The sequence below is a fragment of the Burkholderia sp. BCC0419 genome (assembly GCF_902830285.1).
Lineage (GTDB): Bacteria > Pseudomonadota > Gammaproteobacteria > Burkholderiales > Burkholderiaceae > Burkholderia.
Window position 1 is genome coordinate 189,967 of the sequence record NZ_CADESR010000009.1, and the last position, 13,039, is coordinate 203,005.

At 67.3% G+C, this 13,039-nt stretch carries 14 protein-coding genes; 6 read left to right on the forward strand and 8 right to left on the reverse strand.

Annotated elements, in window-relative coordinates; all coding sequences use genetic code 11:
- The first annotated feature begins 50 nt into the window (after positions 1–50).
- Both HWW87_RS30380 and HWW87_RS30385 read left to right on the forward strand, forming a co-directional pair.
- Positions 51–950: a LysR family transcriptional regulator gene (locus HWW87_RS30380; RefSeq protein WP_175823391.1), complete on the forward strand. Its 900-nt coding sequence runs from the start codon at positions 51–53 to the stop codon at positions 948–950.
- 265 nt (positions 951–1,215) lie between these two features.
- A complete protein-coding gene (locus tag HWW87_RS30385; RefSeq protein WP_174432104.1) occupies positions 1,216–1,749 on the forward strand; it encodes a class IV adenylate cyclase in 534 nt (177 codons plus the stop codon).
- 66 nt (positions 1,750–1,815) lie between these two features.
- Here the strand turns inward: HWW87_RS30385 and HWW87_RS30390 are convergent, their stop codons facing one another.
- Entirely contained in the window at positions 1,816–2,301 is a 486-nt protein-coding gene (locus tag HWW87_RS30390) for an Lrp/AsnC family transcriptional regulator (RefSeq protein WP_050016018.1), read from the reverse strand.
- Between the two features lie 138 nt (positions 2,302–2,439).
- Here HWW87_RS30390 and phhA point away from each other — a divergent pair, with 138 nt between their 5' ends.
- Together phhA and HWW87_RS30400 are read left to right on the forward strand one after the other, a co-directional pair.
- Positions 2,440–3,333 (forward strand): phenylalanine 4-monooxygenase, encoded by an 894-nt coding sequence (gene phhA / locus HWW87_RS30395; protein ID WP_244107365.1) that lies wholly within the window; start codon positions 2,440–2,442, stop codon positions 3,331–3,333.
- Positions 3,334–3,395: 62 nt separating this feature from the next.
- Positions 3,396–3,773, forward strand: a complete 378-nt coding sequence (locus HWW87_RS30400; protein WP_279608059.1) for a 4a-hydroxytetrahydrobiopterin dehydratase — start codon at positions 3,396–3,398, stop codon at positions 3,771–3,773.
- Between the two features lie 92 nt (positions 3,774–3,865).
- On the opposite strand, the gene HWW87_RS30405 is transcribed toward HWW87_RS30400, so the two are convergent.
- On the reverse strand, positions 3,866–4,096 hold the full coding sequence (locus HWW87_RS30405; RefSeq protein ID WP_006401493.1) for a DUF3717 domain-containing protein: 231 nt from the start codon (positions 4,094–4,096) through the stop codon (positions 3,866–3,868).
- A 122-nt stretch (positions 4,097–4,218) separates the two neighbouring features.
- On the opposite strand from HWW87_RS30405, the gene HWW87_RS30410 reads away from it, so the two are divergent.
- A complete protein-coding gene (locus HWW87_RS30410) occupies positions 4,219–4,911 on the forward strand; it encodes a response regulator transcription factor (protein WP_006401494.1) in 693 nt (230 codons plus the stop codon).
- A 120-nt stretch (positions 4,912–5,031) separates the two neighbouring features.
- On the forward strand, positions 5,032–6,516 hold the full coding sequence (locus HWW87_RS30415; protein ID WP_175823393.1) for a sensor histidine kinase: 1,485 nt from the start codon (positions 5,032–5,034) through the stop codon (positions 6,514–6,516).
- 147 nt (positions 6,517–6,663) lie between these two features.
- On the opposite strand, the gene HWW87_RS30420 is transcribed toward HWW87_RS30415, so the two are convergent.
- From HWW87_RS30420 to HWW87_RS30445, 6 genes are all read right to left on the reverse strand, one after another.
- Complete coding sequence (locus HWW87_RS30420) at positions 6,664–7,185, reverse strand: SET domain-containing protein-lysine N-methyltransferase (RefSeq protein WP_174388681.1); 522 nt, start codon at positions 7,183–7,185, stop codon at positions 6,664–6,666.
- A 177-nt stretch (positions 7,186–7,362) separates the two neighbouring features.
- Entirely contained in the window at positions 7,363–8,475 is a 1,113-nt protein-coding gene (locus HWW87_RS30425; protein WP_175823394.1) for an NADH:flavin oxidoreductase/NADH oxidase, read from the reverse strand.
- 210 nt (positions 8,476–8,685) lie between these two features.
- Complete coding sequence (locus tag HWW87_RS30430) at positions 8,686–9,396, reverse strand: glutamine amidotransferase (RefSeq protein WP_175823395.1); 711 nt, start codon at positions 9,394–9,396, stop codon at positions 8,686–8,688.
- 28 nt (positions 9,397–9,424) lie between these two features.
- Positions 9,425–10,063, reverse strand: a complete 639-nt coding sequence (locus HWW87_RS30435) for a MarR family winged helix-turn-helix transcriptional regulator (RefSeq protein WP_175823396.1) — start codon at positions 10,061–10,063, stop codon at positions 9,425–9,427.
- A gap of 507 nt (positions 10,064–10,570) precedes the next feature.
- Positions 10,571–11,686 carry a YbdK family carboxylate-amine ligase gene (locus HWW87_RS30440; protein ID WP_059829849.1) on the reverse strand — a complete coding sequence of 372 codons (1,116 nt, stop codon included), beginning with the start codon at positions 11,684–11,686 and terminating at the stop codon, positions 10,571–10,573.
- A gap of 14 nt (positions 11,687–11,700) precedes the next feature.
- Positions 11,701–12,915, reverse strand: coding sequence for a cation:proton antiporter (locus HWW87_RS30445; RefSeq protein WP_175823397.1), 1,215 nt, complete (start codon positions 12,913–12,915; stop codon positions 11,701–11,703).
- Between the last annotated feature and the right edge of the window lie 124 nt (positions 12,916–13,039).

Below are 13,039 nucleotides of genomic sequence, written 5' to 3' on the forward strand. Positions count from 1 at the left end.
TCCAATGAGTTATGCTGAACTGCGTTATAAGCCGCGCTCATATCACGACGATGGATCTCACCCTGCTCCGCGCATTCGCGACGGTCGCGCGCGAAGGCAACCTGACGCGCGCCGCCGCGCAGTTGCACCTGACGCAGCCGGCCGTCAGCCTGCAGATCAAGCATCTGCAGGAAACGCTCGGCGTCGCGCTGTTCACGCGCACGTCGCGCGGGCTTGCGCTCACGCGCGACGGGCAGACGCTGCTGCCGCATGCGGAACGCGCGCTCGCCGCGGCCGCCGACGTGCAGCGCGCCGCCGCCGCGCTGCGGCACGAGGTGCGCGGCCGGCTGCGGATCGGCACGATCCTCGATCCGGGGTTCCTGCGGCTCGGCGGTTTCCTGCGCGCGCTGGTCGAGACCCATCCGCAGATCGAGACCGCGCTGCGGCACGGAATGTCGGGCTGGGTGCTCGAACAGGTGCGCGCGCAGGCGCTCGACGTCGGCTACTACATCGGCCGGCCCGGCGACGACGATCCGCGCGACGATGCTCTGTTCCACACCGTCACGCTCACGCATTTCCAGTACCGCGTGCTCGCGCCGGCCGGCTGGAAGGAGCGCGTGCAGCGCGCGCACGACTGGCGCGCGCTCGCCGCTCTGCCGTGGATCTGGACGCCGCCGGCGTCCGCGCACCACCGGCTGCTGTCGCGGCGTTTCGCGGAGGCCGGCGCGCAGCCGGTGAAGGTCGCCGAGGTCGACCAGGAGCAATCGATGCTCGACCTCGTCAAATCGGGGATCGGGTTGACGCTCGCGCGCGATTCGACTGCGCTGGCCGAAGCGCACGCGCATGCACTGACGATCGTCGAGCGCGTGACGGTGCCGACCGAACTGACGTTCGTGACGCTCGCCGAGCGGCGCGACGAGCCGGCGATCGCGGCCGCGCTGCGGCTGATCGAAGCGCAGTGGGCGATATGAGCGTGGCTGATGTCGATGCGGGCGGCCGCGCACCGGGCGTCGACGCCTGACGCACTGCCGGTCGCCCGTCTGCAACCGACGCCCATGCGAGCAAGCGCATGCAGGCGACAAGGGATAAGGGAGCCGGCGACGCATCCGGATCGCCCGCCCCGCGTCGTGTCGCCGTGTCCGTGCCGCGCCCCGTCCGCTCGTCACGCCGCCTTCGCAGGCTTTTTGCTAGATTGTGCGTTCGCACACCGCGAGACCCCGATTGAAGGAGACCCGCATGGCCCGCAACATCGAGATCAAAGCCCGCGCCCGTGAATTCGACCGGCTGCGCGAACAGGCGGCCCAACTCGCGACCGAAGCGCCGTTGTTCTACCGCCAGCAGGATTTCTTCTACGACGTGCCGCGCGGCCGGCTGAAGCTGCGCCGCTTCGAGGACGGCACGCCGGCCGAGCTGATCTTCTATCAGCGCGACGACCGCGACGGCCCGAAGGCGTCGTACTACACGCGCAGCCCGGTGACGAACCCCGACGCGATGCATTCGCTGCTCGCGACCGCGCTGACCACGCGCGGGATCGTGACGAAGGAGCGGCACGTGTACCTCGCGGGCCGCACGCGCATCCATCTCGACCGCGTCGACGGCCTCGGCGATTTCATCGAGCTCGAAGTCGTGCTCGGCCCGGACGACGACGAAGCCGGCGGCGAAGCCGAAGCACACGAGGTGTTCGCGAAGCTCGGCGTGGCGCAGGACGATCTCGTCGCGGTCGCGTACGTCGATCTGCTGAACGCCGACACCCAGCCCGAAACGGCCTGATCCGGCCCCACCGAAGGCGACGCCGCGGGGGCCGCCTTCAGCGCCAGCGCCACTACTGCCTCCCCGTCACGCGGCGCCGGGCGCCAGGTGCGCGAGCGGCAGTGCACCGTTGCGCTTGAAGGTCGTCAGCACGATGTTCGAGCGCACGCTGTCGACGCCCGGCACCCGCATCAGCTTCTTCATCACGAACTGCGACAGCGCGTTCAGATCCGGCGCAACGATCCGCAACAAATAGTCGGCATCGCCGACCACCGCATGACATTCGAGCACTTCGGGCAGCACGTCGATCTGCTGCTGGAACTGCTCGATGATCGAATCGCCGTGATGCTTGAGCTTCAGGCTCGTGAACGCGGTCACGCCGAGCCCGAGTTTTTCGGGCCGCAGCATCACGCGGTAGCCTTCGATCACGCCGGCCGCCTCGAGCCGCTGCAGCCGCCGGCCGATCTGCGACGGCGACAGCGGCACCTGCTCACCCAGCTGCTGATGCGTCGCGCGACCGAAGCGCTGCAGCACGTCCAGCAGCGCGAGATCGAAGTGATCGAGTTCCAGCATGAGCATTCTCCGCATTGATTCACCATTTGATGCGTGATTATCGCATCATCTGGCAAATCGACGCCAACTATGCGCCCAATCCGCGCACAGCCCGCTCTACACTTGCATGGTTCCAACCACAGCGTGCAGAGCCTGATCATGTCCACCGTCGTCACCGCGAAACTGCAGGAGCAGTTCGACGCGGGCCTCGAAACCCGCGCCGATTTCACCATCGACCAGCCGCTGCAGCGCTACGGCCAGGTCGACCATGCGGTGTGGCAGCAGCTCTATGCGCGCCAGTCGGCCCTGCTGCGCGGCCGCGCGTGCGATGCGTTCGTCGCCGGGCTCGGCAAGATCGAGCTGCCGGCCGATCGCGTGCCGTCGTTCGCCGACGTGAACCGCCAGTTGAAGCCCGCGACCGGCTGGGAAATCGTCGCGGTGCCGGGCCTCGTGCCCGACCGCGTGTTCTTCGCGCATCTCGCGAACCGGCGCTTCCCGGTCACCTGGTGGATGCGCCGCCCCGACCAGCTCGACTACCTGCAGGAACCCGACTGCTTCCACGACCTGTTCGGCCACGTGCCGCTGCTGATCGACCCGGTGTTCGCCGACTACATGCAGGCGTATGGCCGCACCGCGCTCGCGGTCGCCGACGACGAAGCGGCGCTGGCGCGGCTCGCGCGCCTCTATTGGTATACGGTGGAATTCGGGCTGATCCGCGACCCGCGCGGCACGAACGGGCTGTCGATCTACGGCGCCGGGATCGTGTCGAGCAAGGGCGAAAGCCTGTACAGCCTCGAAAGCGCGGCGCCGAACCGGCTCGGGTTCGACCTGGAACGCGTGATGCGCACGAAGTACCGGATCGACACGTTCCAGAAGACCTACTTCGTGATCGACAATTTCGCGCAGTTGTTCGCGCTCGCCGACGTCGACGGCCGCGCACTGGCCGACCGGCTCGCGGCGCTGCCGGAATTCGCGGCCGGCGCGGTGCGCGAGACCGATCGCGTGCTGCATCGCGGCACGGGCGAAGGTTGGCCCGACGACGCCGACGCGTGACACGCCGGGCGCCGCGGTGCCGACCGCCGGCCGCCCGTCGCCCTGTCCGCAACTATGAAACAATGAACGATGCCGGCTTCGCCGCGCGGCGCAGCCGCGCGCGGGCGCCGTTACCGAACGAGAGGTGCAAGATGATCCACAAGCTCACATCCGAAGAACGCAAGACCCGGCTCGAAGGCCTGCCGCTCTGGACGGCCGTGGCGGGCCGCGACGCGATCCAGCGCCGCCTGCGCTTCGCCGATTTCAACGAGGCATTCGGCTTCATGACGCGTGTCGCGATCAAGGCGCAGGAGATGAACCACCATCCCGAATGGTTCAACGTTTACAACCGTGTCGACGTCACGCTGTCGACCCACGACGCCGACGGCCTGACCGAACGCGACATCGAACTCGCGCGGTTCATCGATGGTGCCGCCGCGCACGCGCAACCGGGCGCCTGAGTCCCGCCTCTACCGCCGCGCATCTTTCGGTGCGCGGCGCGTCAACTTTTCATTTCGATGAACGTTTTCTAGGATGTACTGAGCGAAAGCCTTCAGCTTTCCAAGCCATCCTTAAGGCGCACGTAAGTCTCGTACGCTTTCCGCGCTTTGGGGTCCAATCCTTCCAGTTGCAGCGCGCTTTCGCGCTGTACAATCAGCAGCGCATACGGCTTGGAGAGCGCGCTGGCCTCTTCGCAGAGTTTGAGTTCGTCGCCGCTCGACGGCGAGCGGGCGCGCCAGAAATTGATCGCGGCTTCTAGGTCGTGGATCGAAATATCGGACATGATTGGATTTAATCGTTCGCTGGCCGCCATGCTTGATGTCAGGCGATGCGGCGCCCCTGTGGAAACGGCTTCGTGCTGTCCGCGTGCCTGAACCGCCAACCCATTGTACTTGAGCGAACTTCATGCGACTCCTTCTGATCGAAGACGACCGCCCCATCGCACGCGGTATCCAGAGCAGCCTCGAGCAGGCTGGCTTCACCGTCGACATGGTGCATGACGGCATTTTTGCCGAACAGGCGCTGGCACAGAACCGCCACGAACTCGTGATCCTCGACCTCGGCCTGCCGGGCATCGACGGGATGACGCTGCTCACGCGCTTCCGCCAGACCAACCGCCACACGCCGGTCATCGTGCTGACCGCACGCGACGAGCTGAACGACCGGATCCAGGGCCTGAACTCCGGCGCCGACGACTACATGCTCAAGCCGTTCGAGCCGGCCGAGCTCGAAGCGCGCATCCGCGCAGTGATGCGCCGCAGCGGCCCGCACAGCGACATGCCGCGTCCGGAAGTGTCGCTCGGCGGCGTCCGCCTGTCGGGCGTCGACCGCCGCATCTTCAACGACGACAAGCCGCTCGAACTGTCGCCGCGCGAATTCGCGGTGCTCGAGATGCTGCTGCTGCGTCACGGCCGCGTCGTCAGCAAGGCCCAGTTGCAGGATCACCTCACGCATTTCGGCGGCGATCTCGGCGACACCGCGATCGAGGTCTACGTGCACCGCGTACGCAAGAAACTCGAACAGTGCCGCGTCGAAATCGTCACGGTGCGCGGCTTCGGCTACCTGCTGCAGGAAATCCGCCAGACGGCGAGCGTCTGAGCGACGCCGCGCGCCGGCCGGCCGCGTGCCGCCGGCGGATGCGTGCTGCTCCGCGTCGCCGCTCCCGGCGCACGACCGCGCCGCTCCCCGTGAGCGGCGCTTATCCATTTGCCCGTCGAAATGTCTCCTGATCCGGCTGTGACCACCAGCCTGCGCCGCTCGCTGCTCCGGCGCCTCGCCGCCCCGCTGTCGATGCTCGCGCTGATGAGCGGCCTGATCGCCTACTGGCTCGCGTGGCAATACACGCAGCACGTGATCGACCGCTCGCTCGCCGATCTCGCGACCGCCATCTCCAAGCAGATCCAGATCGCCGGCCCCGACGCGCAGTTCACGGTGCCGCCGCTCGCGCAGGCGATGTTCTCCGATCCGGCCGAAGCGCTGATCTACCGGATCAGCGACGGCGAGGAGGAACTCGCCGGCGATCCGAAGCTGCCGCTGCAGGGCATCAACGTGCGCCGCATGCATCACGCGTACGTATTCGAGGCCGAATACGACAATCGCGCGGTGCGGGTCGCGCAGGTGCGCGTCGACAACGTCGAAGGCGGCCGGCCGATGGTCGTCGAAGTCGCGCAGCCGGTGCGGCACCGCTACCGGATCGCGGCCGAATTCCTCGTCGCGATCATGATGCCACTGCTGCTGCTGCTGCTCGCGGGCTGGGGCATCGTGTGGCGCGTCGTGAACCAGCAGCTGGGCCCGCTCACGCATCTCGCCGATTCGCTGAACCGGCAGACCCACACGTCGCTGGAACCGGTCGACGAAACCGACGTGCCGCTGGAGATCCGGCCGCTGACGAGCGCGATGAACGCGCTGCTCGGCCGCCTGAAGACCGCGCTCGACGCGCAGCGCAAGTTCATCGCCGATGCCGCCCACCAGTTGCGCACGCCGCTCACCGCGGTGAAGCTCCATGCCGAACAGGCGGCCGTCGCGCGCGACCCGCACCAGACCTTCGCCGCGGTGCGCGAGCTGCGCGCGGCCGCGGACCGCGCGGTGCGGCTGTCCAACCAGTTGCTGTCGCTCGCGCGTGCCGAGCCGGGCGAACAGGCCGCACGCTTCGTCGATGTCGATCTCGCGGCGATGGCGTTCGAGACGGGCGCCGAATGGGTGCCGCGCGCGCTCGCGTCGCATGTCGACCTCGGCTTCCAGCGCAGCGACGATGCGGGCGACGACGAGAAGCTGATCGTGCGCGGCAACCCGGTGCTGCTGCGCGAGGTGATCGCGAACCTGCTCGACAATGCGCTGAAGTACGTGCCGCTCGCGCGGCCGGACGGCGCGCGGATCACGGTGAACGTCGCGCGCGCCGCGCTCGAAGACAGTCAGCCGGCCGCCGAGATCGTCGTCGAGGACAACGGCCCCGGCGTGCCCGCGAACCAGCAGGCCGACCTGTTCAAGCGCTTCTTCCGCGGTGACGCACAAAGCGGCAATGGCGTCGAGACAGGCGCCGGGCTGGGGCTCGCGATCGTGCACGACATCATTGCGATGCACGGCGGCACCGTGTCGTACGAGGATGCACCGGAAGGCGGCTCGCGCTTCGTGGTGCGGGTGCCGCTCGCCGCGCGGACGGAGCAGCCGGCCAGCGAAACGCCGGCTGCGGCGCCGACGCACTGAGCGATGCGCGGCGGGCAGCCGCCGGCCCGTTGACCGGGCGGCCCGCCGGAGCAGGAATGGAAAGACGGCAGCGAATGACGGGCCGCCACGACGCGGCAACCGTCGGCTGAAACGACAGCGGCAGCGCGCGATGCGCTGCCGCCGGCCTTACTTCTTGCTCTTCTTGTCCTTCGAACCGGACGCGGACTTGCCGTCCTTCTTCTTTTTCTTCTTCCCGCCTTCGTCGGACGTCGCGAGCAACGTGCCGCGGCACGACGCCGCACCGCAGTGGCACGCGTATTCGCGCTTGAGCTTCTTCGTCAGCTTCGCGTCGATCACGAGGCCGTAGTCGTAGAACAGCTCCTCTTCCGGCCCGATGTCGCGCAACGCGTGGATGTACACGCGGCCCTTGACTTCCTCGGCTTCGCAGTTCGGCGCGCACGAATGGTTGATCCAGCGCGCGCTGTTGCCGTCGATCTTGCCGTCGATCACGCCGCCTTCGTCGAGTGCGAAGTAGAACGTATGATTCGGCTCGCTCGGGTCGTGCGGATGGCGGCGCAGCGCTTCCTTCCACGAGATTCGCTCGCCCTTGTATTCCACTACGCGCTCGCCGGCCTTGATCGGCGCCACGGCGAACACGCCCTTGCCGTGTACTCCCGAGCGGCGCACCGCGATCCTGCGTGAACTCATCGAACCAATCCTTGTGAAGACGACTTGAATGGAAGCGGCCGCGATCGCGGCCGGGCGCCGCGCCAAACGAAAACGCGGCACCGGTCGGTGCCGCGTCGGGGCATGCGGCGAATCATCCGCATCCTACACGTTCGATATTGCTTCGTTCAACATCGCGCGCAATATTGCGCGATGCGCTCAGCGCTGGCCGAATGCGACGTCGCCGAACAGCGCCTTGTGCTCGCGCGGCTGCGAGCGCCAGTATTGCGGCGGCGCCGTCACCTGCGCGCCGAGTTCGGCCGCCGCGTGCCACGGCCAGCGCGGGTCGTACAGCATCGCGCGCGCCATCGCGACGAGATCGGCATCGCCGGCCTCGATCAGCCGGTTCGCATACTCGGGGTCGTTGATCAGGCCGACCGCGATCGTCGGCATGCCGACCGCCCGCTTCACGGCCTGCGCGAACGGCACCTGGTAGCCGGGCGACAGCGGAATCTTCTGCAGCGGCGACACGCCGCCGGACGACACGTCGATCCAGTCGCAGCCGCGGCGCTTCAGTTCGTGCGCGAACGCGATCGTATCGTCGAGCTCCCAGCCGCCTTCGACCCAGTCGGTCGCGGACACGCGCACGCCGACCGGCCGGTCTTCCGGAAACGCGGCGCGCACGATCTCGAAGATCTCGAGCGGAAACCGCATCCGGTTTTCGCGCGAGCCGCCGTATTCGTCGGTGCGCCGGTTCGCGAGCGGCGACAGGAACTGATGCAGCAGGTAGCCGTGCGCCGCGTGCACCTCGATCGCATCGATGCCGAGCCGCGCGGCCCGCCTGGCCGACGCGGCGAAGGCTTCGCGGATGCGGTTCAGGCCCGCGGCATCGAGCGCGAGCGGCGGCGTCTCGCCGTCCTTGTGCGGCACGGCCGACGGGCCATGCGGCAGCCAGCCGCCGTCGGCGACCGGCACGAGCTGGCCGCCTTCCCACGGCGCCGCGCTCGACGCCTTGCGCCCCGCATGCGACAACTGCATCGCGACGCGGACCGGCGAATGCTTGCGGATCGCGGCCAGCACCGGCTTCAGCGCGGCTTCGGTCACGTCGTCCCACAGGCCGAGATCGCCATGCGTGATGCGTCCGTCGGGTTCCACCGCGGTCGCTTCGATGCACAGCAGCCCCGCGCCCGACAGCGCGAGATGGCCGAGGTGAATCATGTGCCAGTCGGTCGCTTCGCCGCGTTCGGCCGAGTACTGGCACATCGGGGAAATCACGATCCGGTTCGGAAGGGTCACGCCGCGCAGCGTGAACGGAGAAAACAGCGCAGTCATGGAAGCCGCTCGCCAGGAAAGGGAAAGAGCGGACGAGCGTAGCACGCACGCTTGAAGCGTGCAGACGGCGCGATCGGCAGTAAGCGGATGGTCAGGTATGGCCGGCCGGATGCCGGCGGTGCGCGGAATAGGCGGTGTACGGCGATGCGCCGGCCCGCAACGGATGCAGGCCGGGCCCAACCTTTGCAGCGGGCGGGGCCGCCCGCGACGTCAGAGCCCGACGCTGCCGAGCCACTCCGCGAACATGTGCCGTGCGGCCGTCTCGAGCACGGGGCCATGCTGCGCGGTATCGGCACGCAACTGGCGCGCGTCGACGCCGGGCGTCGCGGCGATTTCGCCGGCGTTCGCGATCAGCCACGGTTCGAAGCGATCGGTACGGATCTCGGGATGACATTGCAGCGCCAGCACGTGCTGCCCCCAGGCGAATGCCTGGTGGCGGCAGGCCGGCGTCGACGCGAGATGGATCGCACCGCCCGGCAGGTCGAACGTATCGCCATGCCAGTGCAGCATCGACGTCGTCGCGCCGTCGAGATGGCGCAGCGGCGACGCGCGGCCGGCGTCGGTGAGCGTCAGCGGCGCCCAGCCGAGTTCGTGCTGCGCGGCCGGATAGACGTGCGCGCCGAGCGCCCGCGCGATGAACTGCGCGCCGAGGCAGATGCCGAGGATCGGCAGCCCCGCGTCGATGCGCTGGCGCACCAGCGCCAGCAGCGGCGCGATCGTCGGATACTGCGCATCGTCGTACACGCTGAGCGGGCCGCCGAGCACGACGAGCAGCGACGGCTCGCGCACGTCGAGCACCTCGACCCGCGACGATCCGACATCGACATAGCGCACCCGTCGACCGCGTTCGCCGAGCACCTGCTCGAAGCTCCCGAGATCCTCGAAATGCACGTGGCGGATCGCCACGACTTCAGCGTTCATCATCGGCCTCCCGGTCGATCGACGGACGTCAGCCTGCGAAGATCTTCCAGGTCTTCTTCTGCGTCGCCGCGTCGGCTTCTTCCTGCACCGGGCAGTCGAGACGCAGATCGCTGTCGGACATCGAGATGTCGAGCGCCGCGCAGTGATGCACGGTCTTCTTCGACAGCTTGCCCGGCCGGAAGTGGGCGCACGTCAGGCACATGCGCTGCGGCGGCGTCGCACCGGCCACCTGCAGCTCGCGCAGCGTCTTCAGCAGCGCGCGATACAGCGTGCCCTGCTCGTCCGCGCCGAGCTTGCCGACCGCTTTCGTCAGGAATTCAGGCCATTGCAGCGCCTTCTTCGCGGCCGTGCGGCCACGCGCCGACAGGCGTACGGCCAATGCCCGGCCGTCGTCCAGCGCACGGCGCTTCTCGACGAGCCCCTTCGTCTCGAGCGTGCTGACCGCATCGCTCGTGGTGGCCGCGGTGAGCTGCGTCTCGCGCGCGATCTCGCCGAGCCGCATCGGGCCCTTGCGCTGCAGCAGCAGCACGAGAATCTCGCCCTGCGTCGGCGTGAGGCCAGCGCCTTCCGCCCAATCCCATGCCTCGCTCCGCATGGCCGTGCTCAACCGCAGCAGGCTGTGGGTCACACGTCCCGAAGCCTGGTTCCCGTAAACGCCTTCGCTCATAGTCTTTTCGCTTTGCCGCCGCCCGGATGGCCGAGCGGCCGTAGTGTGGAGATCGAATCTATCTCAAAAACAGACGCACGCTCTCGAGTGCGTCAGCACGGCCGTCGCGAGGCACACGCGGCGGTCGCGTTCGCGGCGACCAGAGACACACGCATCGTTTCCGGTGTCCGCAAAGCCGACATTCTAAGCGAGAGCGGAAAATCGCACAGCTAAGTTATCCCCTGCACTCTGTGGAAAATCGCTGGATAACCGCATTTTTTCGTTGTGCGCGCAATGTCGCGCGCCCGCGAAGCGGGGCGCGCCGGTATTTTCCTGTTCGGATCAGCCATCGGCCGCACGGTAATGATCCACCGGGTTATCCCACCCGCAGAGCGTTGACTTTGCAGTGGAATATCGGGTTATCCACAGATTTTGAGGACGCCTGCCGATGATTTCGGCGCGACACGACGCCGACTGCCGTTCAGCGAATGGCAGTGCAGTCGATCCCGCAATCTGCAAAACATTTTTTCACCCACGCCAACGTAAGCACTGCTGCCGGACCGTCTCGTTCAGCGATTTTTCCTGTTTGAAAACGGTTCTCAACCACGATGCGTCGTTCACGCGCGCTTTCGCGAGCGCGCCGATCTCGTCGAGCGCCGCGCGCGAACCGAGCGCGGCCGCATGCGGCGCGATCCGGTCGAGCGTGTCGAGGATGTCCTCCGCGATCGTGCGGCGCTCGCCCGTCTGAGGATTCACGCAGGTGCCCTCGAGCCCGAAGCGGCACGCTTCGAAGCGGTTGAACGTGTAGACCAGGTAATCGTCCTCCGACAGCTTCAGCGGCCGGTCGGTCAGCAGGTAGCGAGCAAGTGTCTGGATGTAGCAGGCGATCGCCGCCGCGCGGTCGACCGACAGCGGCGTGTCCATCACGCGCACCTCGATCGTGCCGTAGCCGGGCTTCGGCCGGATGTCCCAGTAGAAGTCCTTCATCGAGTTGACGACGCCCGTGTTCACCATCTTCGTGAAGTACTCCTCGAAGCTGTCCCAGGTCAGCACGAACGGCGCGCGGCCCGACAGCGGGAACGCGAACACCGAATTCAGGCGCGCCGAATGGAAGCCCGTATCGACGTTCTGCACGAACGGCGACGACGCGGACAGCGCGATGAAGTGCGGAATGAAGCGCGACATCGAGTGCAGCAGGAACAGCGCGCTGTCGGGATCGGGGCAGCCGATGTGCACGTGCTGGCCGAACACGGTGAACTGCTTCGCGAGATAGCCGTACAGCTCGGAGATGTACTGGAAGCGCGGCGCATCGTAGATCTGCCGGTCGCTCCATTGCTGGAACGCATGCGTGCCGCCGCCGGCCAGCCCGACGTTGAGCTGGTCGGCCGCCTTCACGAGCACGTCGCGGATCGCATGCAGCTCGCTGACGGCCTGCTCGTGCGAATGGCAGATGCCGGTCGACAGCTCGATCATGCTTTCGGTGATTTCCGGCGTGATGTTGCCGGGAAAGGTCTCGCCCTGGATCAGGCGCATCAGGTCGGATGCCGCTTTGGTCAGGTCGTAGTTGTGCGTGTTGACGACCTGGATCTCCAGTTCGACGCCGAACGTGAACGGCTCGGAATTGACGAAGGTTTCGAGTGCCATGGCAGGTTCCGGAATCAGTTGCCGTCGCTGCGTTCGCCGACCGCCGACAGGCAGCGGTAGACGACGAACGGGCTGACGAGCTGCAGGATCACGATCGAGCACATCACGATCGCGCGCAGGTGCGGGTCGAAATTCGGATAGAGCTGGTAGGTATCGTCGACGAGCAGGTACGACAGCGCGGACATCGGCGTGAGCGCGATGCCGAGCGCGATGCCCTGCTTCATCCCGAGACCGCTCGGCTTCGCGAACGCGACGACGCCGGCCAGCTTCGCGGCGAGCCGCGTAACGATCAGCACGATCGCGAGCAGCCCGCCGAGCGCGATGTCGCCCCACGTGAACGACGTGAGCGTCAGCACGAACAGCACGACCGTCAGCAGCCAGCCGGCCGTGCCGAAGTGCTCGGGCCACAGCTGCGGCCGCGCTTCGAGGTTCTTCACGATGATGCCGGCGAGCAGCAGCGTGAGCAGCGTCGACAGCTTCAGCGCCTGCGCGACGGCGATCGCGAGCATCACGAGCCCGAACAGCGCGACGAACGAATGCTCGTCGCGCATCGTCGCGTTCATGTGACGGAACAGGTAATTGCACGAACGCGCGACGAGATACGCGACGATGAACGAACCGGCGAGCAGGTAGAGCGGTTGCAGGATCGTCGCGAAAACGTTGCCGTACGCTTCCTGGTGCAGCCAGCTCGTCACGAGCTTGGTCAGCACGATCGCGTACACGCTGTTGAGCGCGGTGAGCGTGATCAGGCGTTGCGACACCTGCCCTTCCGCACGCAGTTCGGTCTTGAGCTGGATCACCATCGACGGCGACGTCGCGATCGCGATCGCCGACAGCACCAGTGCGACCATCCCCGATACGCCGAGCGCGAGCATCACGAACAGCACGAGCACGAACGTGAGCGTGGCTTCCGCGAGGCTCGACGCGACGAGCCACGGATTGCGCCGGATCCAGCGCAGGTCGAGACGGCTGCCGAGTTCGAACAGCAGCAGGCCGAGCGCGACGTTCATCAGCAGCCGCGAGGTTTCGTCGGTGCTCGTGTCGATCACGCCGAATCCGAACGAACCGGCGATCAGGCCGATTACGGCATAGCCGGTGATGCGCGGCAGGCGCCACGCGCGGTAGCACAGCTCGCCGCACAGGCCGGCGGCGAACAGTGCGAGCCCGGCCCAGAACACGGCATCCGGCGCGAGCGGCCAGTTGGGCAGGAATGAGAACGCCGACTTCATCGTGGTGACTTCTCCTTTGGAAGCAACCGCCAGCGACGCGGGGTCAAGCGTCAGGAATGGATGCGCGCCGGCTGGGTATCGCCCCGAATGTGATTGTTGTGCTCGACGATGGCGGTACATGGGG